The following is a 20534-nucleotide window of genomic DNA, read 5'->3' as shown; positions in this document are numbered from 1 at the left end:
TTCCTGAGGTTTTCAAAACAAAACCCATTGTACCGGCATCTGTTCACAGCTTTAAATACAGCGTAACTCCGGCTGCGGATATAGAAGTAAACAGACTTATACTGTTTAAGCTTCTGAGTGCCAGCGGTTCTGAAACCACCGGTTCAAATATTAAATACAGCCGCGTTAATGCCGTGCCGACAACTATAGAAGACGGCACATTCTGGATCACAGATAATTCCGGCAAGGCAATGGTTTCCGGCGAAAGCTTGAAAGCAGGAACTGTTTATGCTGTAAACTTTGCCATCAAGGATGGCGGAAAATATGACCTTGATAAGACTGTAAACGGCGTGATTGAAGATCCTGCAGTTCTCGGAGCTTCTTCCGGTTCAGATGGATCATCCTCCGGTTGTGTGTTCAACCCTGCTCAGAGCATGAGTCTTGAATGGATTCTGCTGCTGCTCGTACCTATGCTTGCTTCTTTCAGAAGTCGTTTCAAAAGATAAGATAAAATAAAGCAACGGTTTATCTAAAGCCTCCTTCCTTCGGGAGGGAGGCTTTTCTTATTTATGATAGACTTTTCATATTCAAAAGTGTTCCATTGTCTTAAAAATGGTTGGGGAATGAAATATATGCGGGGATGAAGTGTCCTTACTGCTTTTTTGAAAGCCTGCAAGTTTTCTCTGTCTTGGGTTTAAGGGCGTTATCTTGACTTTTTTTTAGATTAACAATAGCTACCCTGATGCAGTAATATGCGTAATGCAATCAGTAGAGGAATATAGCAAGTGTCTGAAAATAAATTATTATCCCTAATTGTCCCGGTATATAATGAAGAAAGCGTTCTAAGCATGTTCATGCAACGTGTTTCCGGCGTAGTAGAAAATATAGCAGGTATTGAAGCTGAATATATTTTTATCAACGACGGCAGTACAGATAAAACGCTTATAAATCTGATTGCATTAAAAGAAACATATCCGCAGATCAAAATTATAGATTTCAGCCGCAATTTTGGTAAAGAGGCTGCTCTTACCGCTGGATTGCAATACGCCAAAGGGGATATAACCATTCCCATTGATGCGGATCTGCAGGACCCGCCTGAACTTATCGTCAATATGATTGAAAAATGGCAGCAGGGCTTTGATGTTGTGCTGGCCCATCGCAGCAACAGGGACAGTGACTCTTTCTGCAAACGCTTTTCTGCAAAATGCTTCTATCAGCTGAACAATAAAATTTCATCGCCGCCCATACCCGATAATGTGGGAGACTATAGATTAATGACCCGGCAGGTTGTGGAGGCTCTGAACACTCTTCCTGAATCCAAGCGGTTCATGAAAGGGCTTTTTGCATGGGTCGGGTTCAAAACCACGCAGATCGATTATGTGCGTGAAGAAAGGGTTGCCGGCGAATCGAAATTCAACGGCTGGAAATTATGGAATTTTGCTCTGGAAGGTATGACCAGTTTTGGAACCGTGCCGCTGCGTATCTGGACTTATGTCGGCGCACTGGTGGCCGGTGTGTCCTTTATTTTGACGCTTAAAATTTTGATTCAGGTTCTGTTCATGGGCATAGATGTGCCCGGTTATGCTTCGCTGATGGTGGTCGTATCATTTCTGGGCGGTTTGCAGCTTATCGGCATAGGTACTCTGGGAGAGTATCTGGGGCGTACCTATATGGAATCAAAGAACAGACCTGTTTTTATTGTGCGTGACATTCTATAAGGCTCTTTTCGGGAGATATGATGCGACTTTTTGATTTTACAGCTGAAGATAGAAAATTTTTACTGCTCTTTTCCGGCCTGACTTTATTGTACGTTTTGCCCATGCTTATAGCGAATTGTCCCTATAACGACGACTTCAGCAGACTTTTGATCGGGAATTCATGGGATGATGACGGGCGGCTGCTTCCTTCGCTGATAGTGCGGTTTCTGGTACATGCCACCACTGTTTATGATCCGGCTCCGCTGCCGCTGATATTGTCCGTACCCATTTTTGCATGGGGCGGTTTCATGATCAGGAAGTTGTTTATTGATGATATGAGCCCGTATATTTCTGCCGCAATTGCTATGGGGTTTATATTTAATCCGTATCTGTTGCGCCTTTTTATTTATCAGCTGGATAGTGTGGGGCTTGCTCTTAGTCTGGTACTGCTCATAGTTCCCTTTGCCCTTGATGTTCCTGAAAGCGGAAAGAAAGTTGTTTTGTATCACGCACTATGCGTTTTATGTATTTTCTTCAGTATGAATTCATATCAGGCTTCGCTGGGATTTTTTACATCTTTAGCTGTGATCGAGCTTGTACACAGTGTGTATAAAAAGAAATTTGACGTAATTTTTAAAACTCTACTGAGCCGTGTGATGCAGCTTGTGCTTGCTTTTATAGCTTACAAGCTGTTCTTAAAACTGTTTTTCATTGCCAATATTGCACGCCGGGCAACCAATGCAAAGATGGTCAGTTTGTCAGGTGACGGTCTGCAAGTATTTGTTGCCCATTTCAAGGAGATTCTTTCAGCGATAATTGCTTCATTGAGTCAGCAGCAGTTAATAATTTTTGCAGTGCTGTTTCTGATCAGCTTTGCATTCGGGGTCTACCTTTACAAAAAAAACGTTTTGGGGGCAGATATCAATTCAGCTTCCAAGGCTGCATTATTTCTGGTTGTTCTTGCTCCTCCGGTTATTTTTGCTTTTTCCTTCATTCATATAGCTGCCCTGAAAGATTCATATGATTCGTTGCAGATTTTAACTTCATTCAGCGGCCTTACAGCTTTTCTGCTGCTTGCAGCGGGCTGGGCTGTCAGAAATAAGAAAATATTGTCATGGCTGCTGGCTGTGGTGCTGCTGTCCAATTTCGGATTCAGCTATCTGATGGGTAATCTTATCAAGATAGAATCAGATTTCCACCAGCCCCTTATTACTTCCATTGTTACGGAGATAAATAATACTGATCCTGAAAAAGATACTACGCTGTATTACAGCGGAAGTATGCCTCACTCACCATATTTCTGGCGACTGATTGAAACATTTCCGGTGATAGGTTCTCTGGATACCAACGAGCCGTGGAGTTTTAAGTACAAGATGCCGTACTATGGCTGCGGTGTGCGCAATTATTATGATATTCAGTTCGATACGCAGAAAATGGATATCAGCACTGACGGGCTGCCGATCATTATTGATACTTATTACTACACAATTTATAAGTATAATTCCGACCTGCTGCTTACCTTTAAAGAGTTGTAGGAATTATGCGAAACATATTTGACCGCCATCTGGTTCTGTATATCCTGATCGGTATATGGGGCGCAGTTGTTGATTTCGGCTCGTTTTATATTATTAACTCTATTCTTGATGAACATTACATAGTTGCGAACACCATAAGTTCATGTCTTGGTATATTAAATAACTTTATTTTCAACTATAAATACAATTTCAAAGTAAATAATAACTTTATTAAACGCTGTATTGTTTTTTTCGCAATAGGGTTGTGCGGTATGGTTGTTTCAAATTTTGTCATGTTAATGCTGGTTGAGTACTGTTCTTTATCCAGTATGTTCGCAAAATGCACTGCTTTATGCATTGTCGTTGCTGCGCAATACACGATCAATCGTTTTGTTACATTTAAAAACGAGAGCGCAGTGTTTTCATAAAAAGATTATTTGCCATATGTCTTCATAAGTAAAAAAAGCCGGATTTCCGGCTTTTTTTGCTTTTTGGCTGCTTACACCATTCTTTATATTTGTTTTTCCGATCAATTCATCCTCAGTCGTAACTCAGAATTCTTCAAATTAAGGCCTGATTTCGTAAAATTTATCTGATTTTGTGTTGTAACAGGTATAATTACATTGCTTATAGTTATTTCTTGACAGTTGTATGTTTTATACAATAGTAACTAAATCGTGTTACTTATTTTAAAAATGTGTTTTATGTAAACGCCCAACTGTAAAGTTAACTATGGAGGATATCCTATGTCAGGGTGTACGCCCAAATCGGGCCCGGCGATGGTTCCAGCTGACCTTTCTGCTATTCATCCGCAAGCGGAGGGCAGTATGAGACTTGTCGAAGGTGTCATGTCACGGAATTACGCTCCTAAAGATGGTACCGATCCGGACAAAATCACTTTTGTTCAGGTTGATGCCGACAAATGTGAGGCTTGCGGAGCATGTGAAGAATTTTGTGCTACCGGTGCAATTCAGTCTATCAATGATGACGGAATTCATCAGGTTGTTGATCCTGCTGCCTGCATGAACTGCGGTCAGTGTCTGGTTAACTGTCCTTACGGTGCAATCTACGAAGGTGTTTCTTTTGTTGATGAGCTTTTTGCAAAGCTCAAAGATCCCGACACAGTAGTTGTTTCCATGCCTGCACCTTCTGTCCGTTACGGTCTCGGTGAATGCTTCGGAGCTTCGACCGGAACATATGTCGGTGGTAAAATGCATGCAGCTCTGCGTAAACTCGGATTTGATTATATCTGGGATACTGAATATGCAGCTGACCTTACCATTATGGAAGAGGGTACAGAACTGATTCAGCGTGTGAAAGAGCAGGGTCAGAAGGATGCACGTCCTCTGCCGCAGTTCACTTCCTGCTGTCCGGGCTGGATAAAATTTACTGAAACATTTTATCCTGATCTGATGCCCAATCTCTCCAGCTGTAAATCTCCCATCGGTATGCTTGGCCCGTTAGCTAAAACATACGGCGCAGAAGAAACCGATACCAAGCCTAAAAAGATTTACACCGTATCAATCATGCCTTGTATTGCAAAAAAATACGAAGGCATTCGTCCGGAATTAAATGACAGCGGTTTCAGCGACATCGATGCCACAATCAATACCAGAGAACTGGCATACATGATCAAAGCTGCAGGCATAGACTTTAACAGTCTTCCTGATCAGGACCCAGATCCTGTTTTAGGTGAATCAACCGGTGCTGCCACTATTTTCGGTAACAGCGGTGGGGTTATGGAAGCTGCGCTGCGACTTGCATACGAAGTTCTGTCCGGTGAAAAACTTAATAATCCAGATATCAAAGTTGTTCGTACCCACGAAGGTATTAATACTGCTGATGTCAATGTGCCTAATTTCGGCGTTGTTAAGGTTGCCGTGGCAAGCGGACTGAAAAATGCTGCAAAGCTGTGTGATGAAGTAAGAGCCGGAAAATCTCCGTATCACTTCATTGAAATCATGACCTGTCCCGGCGGCTGTGTGAATGGCGGTGGTCAGCCTCTTGATCCTGAAATTCAGGCTTCATTGTTCAGGAGTACTGTTGCTCAGATTAATAAGCGGTTCAGAGCCCGTAAAATCAAGGCATAAGGAGAACTGAAAATGATAATGAAAAGACGCAGTTTCTTGAAGGCTTGCGGTGTCATGGCCGGTTATGCAGTGCTTACTGTGAATGTTGCATCCGAAGCTTTTGCCGCAGCTATGAGTTTTGTAGCTTTGAGACAGAAGTCTGTTTATGCAGCAGATGCAAATCCTAAAATCTATACGTACAGGAAATCACAGGATAACCCGATGATTGTAAAAATCTACAACCATAAAGACGGTTTTCTGCATGATGGTCCTTGCGGGCATAAATCACATGAGTTGCTTCATACTCATTACATAGACCGCAGTGCAAAGCTGGCCGCCCTAAAAGCCAAAGGGTACAAGCTTAGTATTTAGTTCATATCAAAACAGCGTTTGCCTGCGGCTAGGGTTAATCTGCTCCAAGGGTCAGCGCTACAGCAATATCCTATAATGATATTGTATTCTTTGAATTTATAAAAAATTTCAGCCGAAGAGTCTGCCTGCGGAAAGGGTGTTTCACCTGATCCCGGGGTCGAGTCTTCTGGACTCTGCCTGCTTCAAGCAGTGCCTGTGCCCGGAAAACCCGTCTAACCTGACAATTGCAGATCACTCTTTCGAAAATTATCTACTCACGATTCGCTGATGAACCGGAGAAACTGCATGGATAAACGGTTAGGTATAATCGGGATAACAATTAAAAACAGATTCAAAGCCGCACCGAAAGTCAATCAGACTCTCAGTGAACATGGCGAGATCATTGTAGGGCGAATGGGGCTTCCTTTCCGTGAAAAAGATGTAAACGTCATCGGGCTTATCATAGAAGCCACTACCGATGAAGTCGGCGCTTTGACCGGAAAACTGGGCATGCTTGAAGGCGTTAAAGTTAAATCACTTCTCGTTTAAAAAAAGGACAGAGTCATGAATAAAATCATCAGTTCAGGAACCAGGCAGAAAACTTTTATTAACGAAGATCTTATCTGGTCAGAAATGGAAAAAGCAACCGACCCTGCACCGTCACTGGTTCAGGAAATCCTTCTGAAGGCAAGAGAAAGACAGGGCCTTACACCTTTCGAAGCTGCAGTTCTGCTTAAAAATACTGACAAAGAACTTGATAATGAGATTTTCAATACCGCTATGTATATCAAGAAAAAGATATACGGTAACCGTCTGGTCCTTTTTGCTCCGCTTTATATTTCCAATGAATGTGTAAACCAGTGTGCTTATTGCGGATTCAATGCAAAAAATGAAGATCTTGATCGCAGAACCCTGAGTTCTGATGAAATCCGCAAAGAAGTTGAAGTGCTGGAAGATCTCGGTCACAAACGTCTGCTGCTGGTATACGGCGAACATCCTAAATATAACGCTGAATGGATCGCTCAGACTGTGCGTGACGTTTATGCCGTGACATCCGAAAAAAGCGGCGAAATCCGCCGGGTGAACATCAACTGTGCTCCGCTTGATGTAGCAGGCTTTAAAACACTTCATGACGTAGGTATCGGAACATATCAGTGTTTCCATGAAACCTATCATCAGGAAACATATAATAAAGTTCATCTGGCAGGTAAAAAAACGGATTATGCATACAGACTTTATGCCATGCACCGTGCTCAGGAAGCAGGCATAGATGATGTAGGAATGGGCGCATTGTTCGGTCTGTTTGACCCTATCTTTGAGGTTATGGGACTTCTTTACCATGCGCAGCAGCTTGAAAAGGACTGTGGTGTCGGCCCGCATACTATTTCATTTCCAAGAATTGAGCCTGCACAGAATTCAGAGCTGGCTTTTAATCCTCCTTATCTGTCTTCCGACCATAATTTTAAAAAGATCGTAGCCGTACTTCGTCTTGCTGTGCCTTATACCGGTCTGATTCTGACAACCCGTGAAAATGCAGAGTTCCGTAAAGAACTGCTTGAAGTCGGTGTTTCACAGATTTCCGCAGGTTCCAGAACATACCCCGGAGCATACAGCGATCCAGAATTTGACCGTCCTGATGTTCAGCAGTTCTGTGTCGGTGACAGCCGCAGTCTTGATGAGGTTATCCACAGCCTTATCACTGCCGAGAAGAGTTATGTCCCTTCATGGTGTACGGCCTGTTATCGTCTTGGACGTACCGGTGAACATTTTATGGAGCTTGCAAAAACAGGTTTTATCCAGAAATTCTGCCTGCCTAACGGGCTGCTGACTTTTAAAGAATATCTGGAAGATTACGCTTCCGAAGAAACAAAAAAAGCTGGTAATGAACTTATCCGTAAGGAAATAGCCGGATATCCTGATGCAGACCGTAAGAATCTGCTCACTGAAAGGATGACCCGTATGGAAGCCGGCGAAAGAGACCTTTACCTGTAGAGTTTCGGAGCAGCTATGCCTTGCAAAGTGGCTGATAAAGTGCGCCGTGAAAGTGACGCACTGGGTAAAATGGATATTCCGTCTGATGTCTATTACGGCATTCATACTTTAAGAGCCGTGCGGAATTTTCCGTTTTCCGGTTATTCTATGCATCCGGTTTTCATCCGGTCTTTTGCCATGGTCAAAGAGGCCTGTGCAGTTACCAATGTTGAACTGGGATATATGGATGAAGAAATAGGTACTGCTGTTATCGCCGCCTGCAAGGACATAGCTTCCGGTAACCTGCATGATCAGATCGTTGTTGATCCGTTTCAGGGCGGGGCCGGAACTTCGACCAATATGAACTTTAATGAAGTTATCGCAAACCGTGCGATAGAACTCCTCCCCGTTGAGCGTGGGAATTGTTCACTGGTGCATCCTCTCAAGCATTCAAATATGCATCAGTCCACCAATGACGTTTACCCGACGGCTCTCAAGGTGGCCACGCTCACATTTTTAATTCAGCTGGAAGAGAAAATCACGAATCTTCAGCAGAGTCTGCAAAACAAAGAACATGAGTTCCGTGATGTTGTAAAAGTGGGGCGCACTGAATTAAATGATGCTGTGCCCATGACTTTAGGCATGACTTTCGGGGCCTTTGCCGATGCTGTTGCCCGTGACCGGTGGAGAATCTTCAAGAGCCGGGAACGCATTAAAAAAGTCAATCTCGGCGGAACAGCTATCGGAACCGGTCTCGGTGCTCCCCGGGATTACATTCTGCGCGTTGCTGACAGATTAAAGCAGATAACAGGACTGCCTGTTTCCCGTGCTGAAAATTTAATTGATGCCACCCAGAATATGGATACTTTTGTAGAAGTGTCCGGTCTTCTGAAATCATATGCCGCAAATTTGATGAAAATTTCATCTGATCTGCGTCTTCTTGCCAGCGGGCCGGAAACCGGAATCGGCGAGATAGTACTTCCCGCTCTACAGGTAGGTTCATCGATTATGGCCGGCAAGGTAAATCCGGTCATGCCCGAGGCTGTTACACAGGTTGCCCTCAAGGTTATGGGTAATGATCAGACCGTAACACTTGCTGCGGCCTGCGGACAGCTTGAGCTTAATCACCTGATGCCGTTAATTGCCCACTCCATTCTGGAGTCATTGACTCTGCTGATTAATGCAACCGGGGCATTCGATGAAAAATGCATTGCAGGCATCACCGCTGACCACGCCCGATGCAAAGCTCATGTGGAAAGAAGTTATGCTTTGGCGACTGTTCTGGTTTCCGTGCTTGGTTACGGGCGGGTTGAAGAAATTATTACTGCCGCACGCAAGTCAGGCAGAAGCGTCCGTGAAGAGTTGATTCATCAGAATATCGCTTCGCCAGAAGATATTGACGAGCTTTTGTCTCCCAACAGACTGTGCAAACTTGGTTTCACCCCTGATGACCTAAGCGGGATTAGATAAAAATGAATATTTATGCAGGTACTGACGAACTTAATATTCCTGATCTTTTTTCTGTTGCTTCACGCAGAATAATTCTTAACGCCGCTGTTTACGGTCCTTTTTCAAATTCTGATCAGCACCGGACCGGGCTTGATGCTGCTCTGAATAATCCCGGGTTTCGCCAGCTCGATATCATTGCCGTTGAACCTGAGCTTGATCTTAGTTGGAAGGAATCTTTCCTCGGTGCTCTCCGGTTCGGCATTTCACGTCAGGCCGTTGAGGATGAGCTTGAGTTTTCATATTCCTTTCTGACTGAGCTTACGGAGAAATATCCAGCTAAAGTCAGGCTGCATGCGGCCTGCAAACTGCCGTGTCTGCCTGTTGTTATTGTGGACGATGTAATCTGCTTCGGACAGTATGCGCATGCCGAGTCTCATGCCCCTGAAGGTTTTTGGGGCAGGGTGGAGGCAGATGTTGAAAAACTTATTCAATGGACTGAATCCGGTCGTCCTCCTTCTTCTGCATCCCGTAAGGAGATTGCCGCATTCAGATTGATAAACGAATGCGTGAGGGCAATGAGTTCCAATTTGTAACCGGGGTTAAGGATCACATCATGTATACACTTAGTGAGCAGAAAATTATTTCCTACCTTGAAGGCCGCAATGATGATGAACTCTTTTTACTTGCCGATCAGGTTAAAGAAGAAGTTTTTGACAAAGAGATTTTTCTTCGGGCTATTGTAGAGTTTTCAAATGTCTGCAACAAAAAATGTCTTTATTGCGGTCTTAGAGCTCCTAACTCTGGAATCAACCGCTATCGTCTTGGTATGCCCACAATATTGCAAGCTGCCGAGGCCGCAGCACTCAAAGGGGCACGGACAATTGTTTTACAATCCGGTGATGATTTCAGCTATTCAAAACAACTGATAGGTGAGCTGGTTAAAGAAATAAAAAATAGTCATGATGTGGCCGTAACCCTGTCAGTCGGTGATCGCGGAATTGACGAATATGCCCACTGGTTTGAGTGTGGAGCTGATCGCTGTCTGATTAAAATAGAAACATCAGATCCTGAATCATATCAGCGGATAAGATCAGGTGAGTCATTCAATGAAAGACTCAGCCGTATAAATTATCTGAAACAGATGGGCTACGAAATAGGGTCCGGCACGATTGTCGGGTTGCCCGGTTCAAGCACGCAGTCGATTTTGCAGGATATTCTTTTTCTTACAGATCTTAATCTGCATATGATTGCCGCCGGACCATTTGTGCCCCATCCCGATACTCCTTTTGCCCATGAAGAAGCCGGAGATTTAATGCAATCCTATCGGGTGACCGCCTTATTACGTATTTTAAATCCGCAAGCCAATATTCCGGCAACATCAGCCCTCGATGCCTTTGATCCCTGCGGCAGAGCACAAGGACTCAGCAGAGGATGCAATGTCATAATGCCATCTGTGACACCCTCCGCTCATCGGGCCGATTATAATATTTATCCCGGTAAAAACTCAGTGGCAATGGATGTTTCAGATTCACTCTCGCAGGCTGAAGAAACTATCAGATCACTGAACCTGACCCTCTCAGTATCAAAAGGATTTTCAAAAAGAGCCTGCTGCTCAGGATATATATAATTTAAAGAATATTATTGAATGATTTCGCCTTCGGCGGCTTAAGAATGGGATTGAATGATTTCGCCTCCGGCGGCTTAAGGGGATAATCCCCTTAAGAATCCTTAGTTATTTAGCTTGAAAACCACTTTTTTGTCAGACGGCTATGTGGTTTTGAGAATAGTATTTTTTCTGGCGAAGCCATTTCCAGCCCCCTAAAAGGGAGTGCAGAGGGCCGCGGGCCCTTTGCCCGCCGGAGGCATTTCTTCTGTTTTTTTAGCTTGAAAGCAGATTTTTTTGTCAGACGGCTATATGGCTTTGAGAATAGTATTTTTTCTGGCGAAGCCATTTCTAGCCCCTTAAAAGGGAGTGCAGAGGGCCGCGGGCCCTTTGTCCGCCGGAGGCATTTCTTCCCTCATAAGCTTGAGGCACTGCTTTCGTTATTGGTATTTATATCGTTATAAAGGAGTTTTGATGTCTAATAATGCACCACGCGGGGTACGGCTGGTTATTACTCTGGCAGGCAGGCGCAATGCCGGAAAGTCATCTTTGATCAATGCCATTGTTGATCAGGAGATTTCAATTGTCTCGGATCATCCTGGAACAACGACAGATGCAGTTGCCAAGCATTATGAGCTGCTTCCACTTGGTCCGGTCACATTTTATGATACAGCGGGTCTGGATGATTCCGGTGAGCTGGGTGAACTTCGCATAAAGGCCACCAGAAAAGTTCTTTGGCGTTCTGATGTGGCTGTGGTTGTTGTGGGTGAGGAGGGCATCACTGATTATGAAAAAGAGATCATAAGTTATGTAAAAGATCTTAAAATCCCATGCATGATTGTTTTTAACAAGAGCGATATCAGAGCACCTTTTGAAGAGGATATAACTTATTGCAGGGAAAACGACTTTCCGTTTCTGTCAGTATCTGCGCTTGATGGCTCCAATATTTATGAAACAAAGCAGGCTCTTATAGATCTGGCACCTGCTGAAATGAAATGTGAACCTGTGCTTGCTGGTGATCTTTTCAGTGAAGGGGACTGGGTTGTCTGCGTGGTCCCCATTGATCTGGCTGCTCCTAAAGGGCGGCTTATTTTACCACAGGTTCAGGTGCTGCGTGATGTTCTGGACCGTGACGCTGTGGCGATTACAGTTAAAGAACGTGAAATTGAAGAAACTTTGATGAACCTGAAACGCAAACCTGCACTGGTTATTACAGACTCTCAGGTTGTGCTCAGCGTGGCAGGTGATGTGCCTGATGATATTCCGCTGACCACATTTTCAACTCTGTTTGCAAGGTACAAAGGCGATCTACCCACCCTTGTGGCCGGAGCAGATGCAATTGACAGTCTGGAGGACGGCGATATTGTCCTGACTGGTGAGGCCTGCTCGCACCAGTGCGTTGCAGACGATATAGGACGGGTTAAAATTCCCCGCTGGATCAGTCAGTACACCGGAAAAAATATAAAGTTTGAAGTCTACTCAGGACACGATTTCCCATCAGATCTTGAAAAGTACAAGCTGGTCATTCACTGCGGCGGATGCATGCTTAACCGTACTGAAATGCTGCGCCGTATCAAAGAATGTAAACGCCGTAACGTACCTATCACCAACTACGGGGTAGCCATCTCAAAAGTTCAAGGCGTACTGGAAAGAGTGATAGCGCCATTTAACCTTTACTGAGAATCAGCAGGTCAGATCTTTTGGTATAGGAGTGGTTGCTATTAAAACAACATTAATACTTCGAAGCCTGTTCAATTTCATTGATATACTGATTAGAATACGATATTGAAACGTTCACTTCAGTATGGTTGGGTGAAAATCTTGTGAATATTGCATGATTTTTCAGCTCCTTGCCGGAAGAAGTGTAAGAGATTTAAAAAGCCGTTCTCAGTTAATCCTGTTTTGTTTTTAAGCAGAGACTTAAATTCTTTATGTCCCGCATGGCGAATTTATATGTCTTTCTGTTTAGAGCGCGCCATTTCAGAATTAAGAGGTAAGCGGCAGGTCCGATCTATTTTATTACCACGCCATTAAACCCTTCGGGGTTAAAATGTCTCATGGCCGATACAGTGAGCACCCCCTATTCTATTATAGATTGCAAGGCGTTGCTCCGGCCATAAATCCAGTTCTTCTGTTCTCATAGACGAAATGGGGATTATCCCGCGTAGGCCTTGTTTTATCCAGTACTTCAAGCCCTTGAGCGAAACATTTTAATGGTACAGCATAAAAATGACCGACGGTCAGTTTTTTTAAACTTAGGTGTCTCCTGGTGACGATTATCGCTGAAAATACATTGTATAGGCGATTTTACTTCAACATTTTAAAACGACAAATATATGAAAAAAACTCTCCCTGCTTATCTTGGTATTTCGTTTGTATGGTTCAGCGCGCATTTCGGTGGTGGATTCGCTTCAGGTCGCCAGATTGTGGCATTTTTCCTGAATCATCAGTGGACTTCACTTTTTATGCCTGCATTCTCCATGTTGATTATGGGGCTGACTTTTTATTTTTCAATGGTTATTGCAGCCAAGTTTAATACTTACGATTACAGCACATGGTCGAAAAAGGTCTATGGAAATCTTGCACCTGTTATGGCCCCTGTGTTTGAGATAATGTTCAATGCACTGCTTGTTCTGGTCACGGCGGTTGCCTTTGCCACAGGAGGATCGACTCTGGCTAAGGCTTTCGGCACACCGTATATGCTGAATACAGTTGTACTTGCAGCGGTCATTTTTGTGCTGACAATTTACGGAGCAGATCTGGTAAGGAAATCTGCTACGGTGGTGTCCCTGATTCTGATAGCATGCATATTTATTATATATGTTCCTAATATTATTTATTTCTTTCCGAAAATTATTCATAATTTTGCAGCTGTAAAGAGTGGCGAGATTGTTACCGGAACTCAGAATTCCTTTCTGGATACCATCTGGTGGGCAGCAAAGTACGGGGCACTTCAGTGTTGTGCCATCGGAGCGTACATAGTTCATGCTCAGGCCTGCCCGGATAAAGCCAGTCTCAAAAAGGCCGCAATCGTCGGTTTTTTCATCAATACCGTAGTCATGTACCTGAGTTATTTCGGAATTCTGGCTTTTGTCGATCAGGGAGTGCTTAAAGAAGCTGTCCCTTCTCTGTTTGTTGTTATGAACGGTGTCGGCGGAGCATGGATGACTGTACTTATTTCTCTATGCATTGTTATCGGAGCGGTATCGACCGGTGTTGCTCTGGTATATGGAACCACCAATCGTCTGGCCAACTTTTTCGGTCGCAATATGAGCGAGGAAGAGAGAGCAGCTAAACGCAAGATTCATTGTATCAGCTCTTCAGCTATGCTGGTTATAGCATGCTGGATGGTAGCTCAGCTGGGCCTTATTCCGCTTATCGGTAAAGGGTATGGAAATATCGGCTGGGTTTCTTTGCTGCTACTTACTGTGCCTATCCTCCTGCGTGGTCTGGGACTCTGGCGTTTTGCTGAAGATGTTCCCGGAAAAGTCGCTGCTGAATAAAACGGAGGCAACAGTACTCCAACTGCCTATAAAATAAGGCGGAAAGAAGTCCTTTCCGCCTTATAAACATTTAACTCTTACATCTAATGAAAAAAATAATTCCCGGTTATCTGGCCATTGCGCTTGTGTGGTTCAGTTCTCATTTCGGCGGCGGATTTGCGTCAGGCCGGCAGATTGTCGCCTTTTACCTGAATCACAACTGGACATCTTTGTTCATGCCCGCAGTGTCTATGTTTATCATGGGTATCTGCATGTATTATTCAATGGTTATTGCTGCCAGATTCAGGGCTTATGACTACAGTACATGGTCTAAAAAGCTGTATGGCGAGATCGGATTCTTCGCTGTTCCGGTTTATGAGATATTGGTGAACAGCGTTCTTCTGCTGGCTACAGCTGTGGCTTTTGCTACCGGAGGAACTATTCTGTCGAAGCTTTTCGGCACATCGTACATGATGAATACATTTTTCATTGCGGCGGTTATTTTCGTACTTACTATTTACGGCTCCGAGCTGGTCAGAAAGTCTGCCATTGTGGTTTCTTTTCTGCTGATCGTAAGTATGTTTATTATATACCTGCCCAATATTATACATTATTTCCCGAAAATAGTTCAAAATCTTGCGGCTATCAAAAGCGGTGAGATCGCAACCAGCGGACCGGATTCCTTCTGGGATGCTCTGTGGTGGGGAGTAAAATACGGCACTCTTCATTGTTGTGCAATCGGGGCTTACATTGTTCACGCACAGGTCTGTCCTGATAAATCATGCCTGAAAAAGGCAATTATTATCGGGGTTATTATCAACTCTCTGATTATGTACCTGACCTATTTCGGAATTCTTGCTTTTGTTGATCAGGGCATACTTAAAGAGGCTGTTCCGGCTTTGTTCGTCGTTATGCATGGCCTCGGCGGTTCATGGATGACCTCGCTTATTTCATTTTGCATTGTCATCGGCGCGGTCTCAACAGGGGTTGCACTGGTTTACGGGACTACAAACCGTCTGGTGACTTTTTTCGGGCGTAATCTTGATGATGCAGGCAGGCTTCGCAGGCAGCGTTTTCATTCTATGATTGCTTCCACAATTCTGGTTTCAGCCTGCTGGCTGGTGGCTCAGCTGGGCCTGATTCCGCTTATCGGAAAGGGTTACGGCAGCATGGGCTGGGTAACAATGTTTTTGATCACTATTCCTATTGTTCTTCGTGGTCTTGGAATTTGGCGTTTTCCTGAAGACAGGGTGAAAGGGGAGTCCTGAGGTGCAGAAGTTAATTAAAGATATGCAGGGTATTCTTCCTGCTGAACAGGTTCATGATCATCCGGCACTTGTAGCCACATATGCTGTTGATGCCAGTTATTTCGATCCGAAAGCCCTTCTGGTGGTGGATGTTACTACTCTGGATGAGGTCTGTGCAGTGCTCAGAGTCTGCACAGCTCATAAGATCGGAGTCACCTTTCGCGGAGCAGGAACGTCTGTAAGCGGTCAGGCCTGCGGTGAAGGTGTGCTCGTACGTCTTAAAGGGGCGCTGTGGAGAAGGATCGAAGTCCTTGATGAAGGTAAAATGTTCTGGTCCGGCAGTGCGGTTATCGGCATTGAAGTTAATGCTGCACTTGCACCATATCAGCGTAAAATGGGCGCTGACCCGGCATCCATCGCTTCTGCAACAATGGGCGGCATTATTGTCGACAACTCTGCCGGAATGTGCTGCATGGTTGATCAGAACTGTTACCATGCGGTCAAAGGGATGCGCATGATCCTTGCGGACGGAACATATCTGGATACTACAGACAAGGAAAGCGTTGCAGCTTTCAGAAGTTCACACGCTGCACTGCTTGAAGAGTTATGTGATTTGCGCCGCAATGTCCTTGCCGACCCTGCTGTGGTTGAACGCATTAAACGTAAGTATTCCATCAAGAACACAATCGGATATACCGTTAATTCCTTTGTGGATTATGAAGATCCGGTGGATATCCTCATGCACCTGATGGTCGGTTCCGAGGGAACTCTCGGCTTTTTTCATGAGGTTCTCATGGAAACTATTCCTACACCTCCCATTAGAGCTGTCGGGCTTATGTTTTTCCCCTCTTTAACTGTTGCTACCGATGCAGTTGTCGCCATGAAAGGGGCATGCAGCATCGATGCTGCTGAAATATTGAATTACCATTCACTGATAGCCATGCAGAATATCAAGAATATTCCTGATGTGATGAAAAATCTTCAGGAAGGGGCCTGTGCCATGCTTATTGAAACCAAAGCATGGAATTCAGACGAGCTTGATGAGAATGTCGATTCTATTCTTAAAGTACTCAGCTGTTATCCTTCTCTTTCAGATCAGTCGTTCACCGCTGATGAAGTTGAGTGTGAGAAATTATGGGACATCAGACGCGCACTTTATCCGGCAATTGCAACCTATCGTGAAGCGGATGAATACGTTCTGACTGAGGATATCAATATTCCTGTATCAAGGCTGGCTGAAGGGTGCGAAGCTTTTCAGGAGCTTTTTGACAAGCATGGATATCCGGCGGGTATTATGGGGCACGCTTTTCATGGCAACCTGCATTTTTCAGTTGCGGTAAAGATTGCCGATGCAAAGGAAGTGCAGAGGCTTAAAGATTTTATGGATGATCTGGTTGAACTGATTACCGGCAGGTTTGACGGATCATTGAAGGCCGAGCACGGTACAGGGCGTGCAATGGCACCTTTTGTACGTAGAGAATGGGGTGATTTCCTGTTCGAAGTGATGTGCAGCGTGAAAAAGGTTCTCGATCCTGAATCTATTCTTAATCCCGGGGTCGTTATCAGCGATGACAGCAATGCACACATCAACGGATTAAAAAGTCCTGTGGCGACACATCCCGATGTGGATCTTTGTGTTGAATGCGGTTTTTGTGAGCAGGTCTGCCCTTCACGGAATATAGGACTGACACCCCGGCAGAGGATCAGTCTTGCCAGAGCCATAGTAAAGTTTCGTATGGACGGTCAGGATGATGAGGCCGATGAGTGGGATAAAATTTTCCGTAAATACGGCGAACAGCTTTGTGCCACTGACGGACTGTGCAAACAAAGGTGTCCTTTAGGTGTTGATGTAGCAGGTTTTATCAGAGATATTCGCGGTAAAAATGTTTCGGATAAAACTTTGAAGCTCGCTGACTATGTGACCGGACATATGGGCTCTGTTTTGAAAAATGTTTCAACCGCTCTGAATGTAATGTCAGTTGCCCAGCGTATTGTCGGTGATGCCGCTATGGGCAGTCTGAGCAGTTCGGCGCGTAAATTGTCAAATGACCGTTTGCCGCTCTGGAATAAGGCCATGCCTGCCGGAGCAGTTAAAGCTCTGCCGGAACTTAAAACCGGAACCGGAGCACAGCGTGTTGTTTATTTTTCTTCCTGCGCAGTCCGCACAATGGGCCGGAGCAGGGGAGATAAATCCGAGCCGTTGATGGATGTAACTGTCAGACTGCTTGAAAGGGCCGGATATGAGGTTGTTTTTCCAAAGAACATGGAAAGTCTGTGCTGCGGTAAGGCCATGGAAACAAAAGGACTTGCTGCGCAGGCTGATGAACTTGCTCTTAAGCTCGGCAATGCTCTGCTGGAAGCCAGTGGAAACGGGAAGGATATTATTCTCTGTGATACCAGTCCCTGCCTTGCCCGCATGAAAAAGACTCTGGATAAGCGGCTGACCATGATGGACCCTATTGAGTTCACCATGAAATATGTTGCCGACCGTCTTGATTTCAAGAAGCTGCCCCGTACAGTGGCTCTGCATCCGACCTGTTCAACCCGCACGATGGGGCTGGAAGGTCAGTTCAGAGAACTGGCAGCAAAATGTGTGGAAAACGTAGTTATTCCCAAGGGTGTGAACTGCTGCGGCTTTTCCGGTGACAAGGGATTTCATAATCCTGAACTGAATGCTTCCGCTCTGGAGAATTTGAAAGGCCAGATTGAGCATTGCGATGAGGGGTACAGTGTTTCCAGAACATGCGAAATAGGTCTGACCCTGCACGGTGGAAAAAATTATCGCAATATTCTCTATCTGGTGGAGGAAGCCACCCGCTAGAGCTGTTTAAAAAAAGTAAATTCTCAGGGGTCCTTGTCTCCTTGGTATTCTGTTGTTGCAACATAATGGATGAAATAAGAAAAGGGCCCCTGATACAGTCATTCTAAATATATGCAGGGTACAGGTTTCCGGTGCAAATATGATCTGCCGGCAGTGATACTCCTCGTCAATATTTCAATTGATTATGCGCCCAAAGGGCGCATAATCATGCCTTTTTAAGCAGGCGCACGAGGAAGATCAGAATTATAGCACCGATTGTGGCTACAACAATTGATCCGACAAATCCACCTGCACTGATTCCGATGATTCCGATAAGGTAGCCGCCGATCACAGCCCCGACGATACCGATGACTATATCTCCGAGAATGCCGAACCCGCTGCCCTTCATAAATACTCCGGCAAGCCAGCCTGCAATCAGTCCAATAAAGACAAATACGATAAGTCCATTCATTATACACCCCTATTGGTTAACTGTATTTCTACTTTATTCGTCATATCATGTGTTTTATAAATATACAAAACAAATAAAATAAATATGTATTAAATATGATATTTTATGTTGATTTCTATTTAGTACCACTGGTTATCAGTTGATTTGGTGTTAAATACATAATAGATATTTTTAATGTGAATTAATCACTGGTCAGCTGTTCTCATAAATGGTGATAAATAGCACTTATTGCAATCTTTGCAGTAAAAAATTGGTTTAAGCGCATAAAAAAGTTTCTTTGAGCTGTAAAAATAGAATATTTTATTTGACTCTTAATAAATGACCTGTATAGTTCATTAAAAATTATAACAGGCTGTTAATTGTCGGTATCATTCATGGTTTGGAACATTTTATTTTAGGAGTATTGTTTTGAAGAAACTTCAGGTTGTTCTACTTGTTTTGATGGCGGTTATGGTCCTGGGCTGTTCTAATGAGCCTACTCTTGACGGTTCTTCTGAAGAAGCTTTTAAGGCTTCAGCAGAGAAAATGATAGCAAGTGTAGATGATGCCAAGAAGAAATCTTTGCAAGAAGCCGTTGCTGTAGTTGTCTTTGCACAGCTTAATCTCAAAAAGATGGTTCAGGATATGAGCGCAGGCATAGAACCTAAAGTAGATAAGATTTATAAAGAAATGGACGGCATGACCGCCGATGATATAATCAAGCGTTCCAAAGAAATTATTGCCGAGCGAAAAGCTAAGAAATAATTTTTCAGGATATTTTTTCAGACTGAATAATGGATTTTAGATCAACCTCCCGCAGATATCTATCTGAGGGAGGTTTTTTTTGTTTGGGTATCCTTATTTACTTGATTTTAATACTTAAATTATTACAGTATTGCTTGTATAATGTTGATATAAATATTTATGTCTTGACTTTTTAAATCTTGAAGGGGGCTAATTTGCAAATTGTTACAGGTAAGACAGAGTTACTACGAGTTATCAGGCAGTATCGTAAAAATATTGTTCAGGTTGCCCAGAAATATCCTTCCGCAATAATCGGCTGGCCTAGCGGGTCTGAGGAGAACGAATTGTTGGGGCTTCAGAATCATAATATATGGGCTTTGATCGGAAAAAAGCATGATGATAAAAAAATAATCACGCTTTATGGTCATGGTTCGGTAAACGAATCTGCTGCAAACAGCATTACAGTTCTTTTTTCTTTTTCTATTCTCGGACAGTTCACTACTCAGGCCAATATTCTTAAAAAAGGGGATGAGTACTATATTGCTCACACCGGTTATCTCAATAAGGGGCATGGTGAAAAATTGCAGGTTGAAAGTAGAATTTTTGAAAAAAAAGAATATGCAACCGCTGATGGCAAGACAAGAGAACTATTCCTCATAGCTAAAATACTGGATAAGAATCAGAAAACTAAGTCCGCAGAACTGAATAAACTGGCTCAATTTGTAAGGGAAGTAAGTGAGCTTAAAGGCAATATCGTTACAGAAACAGTAGAGTCTGTAGGTATTGTGGAGGATGAGGAAGGTGGAAAGACTCCTTCGGACAGCTGGGTTTATTCTCGCAGCGCAAAACTGGTAAAGGCAAGAAAAAAGCGCGATAACTATGAATGCCAGATTTGCGGCTTTAATTATGATGAAAAGGTTGTGCACGTTCATCATAAAAATCCGATAGCAAGTCGTAAAGAAGCAGCTATCACTAAAATTAATGATCTCATAACTCTTTGTCCGAACTGCCATGCCTTGGCACATCAGGTGATGCGTGACGGTGAAAGCGAATGGACTGAAATTCATAAGCAGATTTTAAAAATTAATAAGAACATCACAGTCCAATAGACAGTATTACAATTGGCACAGGACATCATAAAAATATTTACCCTGTTCATTGGTTTTTAAGGTCCATA

17 protein-coding genes and 1 pseudogene are annotated in these 20534 nt (G+C 43.8%); 17 read left to right on the top strand and 1 reads right to left on the bottom strand.

Annotated elements, in window-relative coordinates; translation table 11 throughout:
• From H589_RS20920 to H589_RS0110950, 15 genes and pseudogenes are all read left to right on the top strand, one after another.
• A pseudogene (locus tag H589_RS20920) lies at positions 1–485 on the top strand (hypothetical protein); the annotation flags it as partial.
• Between the two features lie 279 nt (positions 486–764).
• On the top strand, positions 765–1697 hold the full coding sequence (locus H589_RS0111025; protein ID WP_027722060.1) for a glycosyltransferase family 2 protein: 933 nt from the start codon (positions 765–767) through the stop codon (positions 1695–1697).
• Between the two features lie 20 nt (positions 1698–1717).
• The gene (locus H589_RS0111020) at positions 1718–3211 is read left to right on the top strand and encodes a glucosyltransferase domain-containing protein (RefSeq protein WP_027722059.1); all 1494 of its coding nucleotides are present in this window, start codon (positions 1718–1720) and stop codon (positions 3209–3211) included.
• A 5-nt stretch (positions 3212–3216) separates the two neighbouring features.
• On the top strand, positions 3217–3618 hold the full coding sequence (locus H589_RS20435; protein WP_051249727.1) for a GtrA family protein: 402 nt from the start codon (positions 3217–3219) through the stop codon (positions 3616–3618).
• A gap of 351 nt (positions 3619–3969) precedes the next feature.
• Positions 3970–5280 (top strand): [FeFe] hydrogenase, group A, encoded by a 1311-nt coding sequence (locus H589_RS0111005; protein ID WP_425411459.1) that lies wholly within the window; start codon positions 3970–3972, stop codon positions 5278–5280.
• A 12-nt stretch (positions 5281–5292) separates the two neighbouring features.
• Positions 5293–5631: an iron hydrogenase small subunit gene (locus H589_RS0111000; protein WP_027722057.1), complete on the top strand. Its 339-nt coding sequence runs from the start codon at positions 5293–5295 to the stop codon at positions 5629–5631.
• A 285-nt stretch (positions 5632–5916) separates the two neighbouring features.
• Entirely contained in the window at positions 5917–6159 is a 243-nt protein-coding gene (locus H589_RS0110995; protein WP_027722056.1) for a TM1266 family iron-only hydrogenase system putative regulator, read from the top strand.
• Positions 6160–6174: 15 nt separating this feature from the next.
• Positions 6175–7602, top strand: coding sequence for a [FeFe] hydrogenase H-cluster radical SAM maturase HydG (gene hydG / locus H589_RS0110990; protein WP_051249726.1), 1428 nt, complete (start codon positions 6175–6177; stop codon positions 7600–7602).
• Between the two features lie 15 nt (positions 7603–7617).
• On the top strand, positions 7618–9051 hold the full coding sequence (locus tag H589_RS0110985; RefSeq protein ID WP_051249725.1) for an aspartate ammonia-lyase: 1434 nt from the start codon (positions 7618–7620) through the stop codon (positions 9049–9051).
• A gap of 2 nt (positions 9052–9053) precedes the next feature.
• Positions 9054–9623, top strand: coding sequence for a hypothetical protein (locus tag H589_RS0110980; protein ID WP_027722053.1), 570 nt, complete (start codon positions 9054–9056; stop codon positions 9621–9623).
• A gap of 20 nt (positions 9624–9643) precedes the next feature.
• The gene (hydE, locus tag H589_RS19695; RefSeq protein ID WP_035075902.1) at positions 9644–10657 is read left to right on the top strand and encodes a [FeFe] hydrogenase H-cluster radical SAM maturase HydE; all 1014 of its coding nucleotides are present in this window, start codon (positions 9644–9646) and stop codon (positions 10655–10657) included.
• Positions 10658–11107: 450 nt separating this feature from the next.
• Positions 11108–12313 carry a [FeFe] hydrogenase H-cluster maturation GTPase HydF gene (gene hydF / locus H589_RS0110965; RefSeq protein WP_027722051.1) on the top strand — a complete coding sequence of 402 codons (1206 nt, stop codon included), beginning with the start codon at positions 11108–11110 and terminating at the stop codon, positions 12311–12313.
• Between the two features lie 656 nt (positions 12314–12969).
• Positions 12970–14136, top strand: coding sequence for a YkvI family membrane protein (locus H589_RS19690; protein ID WP_051249724.1), 1167 nt, complete (start codon positions 12970–12972; stop codon positions 14134–14136).
• Positions 14137–14222: 86 nt separating this feature from the next.
• Complete coding sequence (locus tag H589_RS0110955) at positions 14223–15383, top strand: YkvI family membrane protein (RefSeq protein WP_027722050.1); 1161 nt, start codon at positions 14223–14225, stop codon at positions 15381–15383.
• 1 nt (position 15384) lies between these two features.
• A complete protein-coding gene (locus H589_RS0110950) occupies positions 15385–18183 on the top strand; it encodes an FAD-binding and (Fe-S)-binding domain-containing protein (RefSeq protein ID WP_027722049.1) in 2799 nt (932 codons plus the stop codon).
• Positions 18184–18388: 205 nt separating this feature from the next.
• On the opposite strand, the gene H589_RS0110945 is transcribed toward H589_RS0110950, so the two are convergent.
• Positions 18389–18634 carry a GlsB/YeaQ/YmgE family stress response membrane protein gene (locus tag H589_RS0110945; RefSeq protein WP_035075853.1) on the bottom strand — a complete coding sequence of 82 codons (246 nt, stop codon included), beginning with the start codon at positions 18632–18634 and terminating at the stop codon, positions 18389–18391.
• A gap of 408 nt (positions 18635–19042) precedes the next feature.
• Between H589_RS0110945 and H589_RS0110940 the strand changes: the two genes are divergently transcribed.
• Both H589_RS0110940 and H589_RS0110935 read left to right on the top strand, forming a co-directional pair.
• Positions 19043–19378, top strand: coding sequence for a DUF6694 family lipoprotein (locus H589_RS0110940; RefSeq protein WP_027722047.1), 336 nt, complete (start codon positions 19043–19045; stop codon positions 19376–19378).
• A gap of 194 nt (positions 19379–19572) precedes the next feature.
• The gene (locus H589_RS0110935; RefSeq protein WP_027722046.1) at positions 19573–20466 is read left to right on the top strand and encodes an HNH endonuclease; all 894 of its coding nucleotides are present in this window, start codon (positions 19573–19575) and stop codon (positions 20464–20466) included.
• The last annotated feature ends 68 nt before the right edge of the window (positions 20467–20534 follow it).

This window comes from Maridesulfovibrio zosterae DSM 11974 (assembly GCF_000425265.1).
Taxonomy (GTDB): domain Bacteria; phylum Desulfobacterota; class Desulfovibrionia; order Desulfovibrionales; family Desulfovibrionaceae; genus Maridesulfovibrio; species Maridesulfovibrio zosterae.
The sequence above is the reverse complement of the archived record's forward strand: the minus strand, read 5'-3'. Positions and strand labels throughout refer to the sequence as shown.

What these genes read in the sequence shown, in the direction of transcription:
- H589_RS0110995 (WP_027722056.1), top strand. Translation starts at nt 5,917, where the DNA reads ATGGATAAACGGTTAGGTATAATCGGGATAACAATTAAAAACAGATTC.
- hydE (WP_035075902.1), top strand. Translation starts at nt 9,644, where the DNA reads ATGTATACACTTAGTGAGCAGAAAATTATTTCCTACCTTGAAGGCCGC.
- H589_RS20435 (WP_051249727.1), top strand. Translation starts at nt 3,217, where the DNA reads ATGCGAAACATATTTGACCGCCATCTGGTTCTGTATATCCTGATCGGT.
- H589_RS0110980 (WP_027722053.1), top strand. Translation starts at nt 9,054, where the DNA reads ATGAATATTTATGCAGGTACTGACGAACTTAATATTCCTGATCTTTTT.
- H589_RS0110945 (WP_035075853.1), bottom strand. Translation starts at nt 18,634, where the DNA reads ATGAATGGACTTATCGTATTTGTCTTTATTGGACTGATTGCAGGCTGG.
- H589_RS0110955 (WP_027722050.1), top strand. Translation starts at nt 14,223, where the DNA reads ATGAAAAAAATAATTCCCGGTTATCTGGCCATTGCGCTTGTGTGGTTC.
- hydG (WP_051249726.1), top strand. Translation starts at nt 6,175, where the DNA reads ATGAATAAAATCATCAGTTCAGGAACCAGGCAGAAAACTTTTATTAAC.
- hydF (WP_027722051.1), top strand. Translation starts at nt 11,108, where the DNA reads ATGTCTAATAATGCACCACGCGGGGTACGGCTGGTTATTACTCTGGCA.
- H589_RS0111005 (WP_425411459.1), top strand. Translation starts at nt 3,970, where the DNA reads ATGGTTCCAGCTGACCTTTCTGCTATTCATCCGCAAGCGGAGGGCAGT.
- H589_RS0110985 (WP_051249725.1), top strand. Translation starts at nt 7,618, where the DNA reads ATGCCTTGCAAAGTGGCTGATAAAGTGCGCCGTGAAAGTGACGCACTG.
- H589_RS0111000 (WP_027722057.1), top strand. Translation starts at nt 5,293, where the DNA reads ATGATAATGAAAAGACGCAGTTTCTTGAAGGCTTGCGGTGTCATGGCC.
- H589_RS0111020 (WP_027722059.1), top strand. Translation starts at nt 1,718, where the DNA reads ATGCGACTTTTTGATTTTACAGCTGAAGATAGAAAATTTTTACTGCTC.
- H589_RS19690 (WP_051249724.1), top strand. Translation starts at nt 12,970, where the DNA reads ATGAAAAAAACTCTCCCTGCTTATCTTGGTATTTCGTTTGTATGGTTC.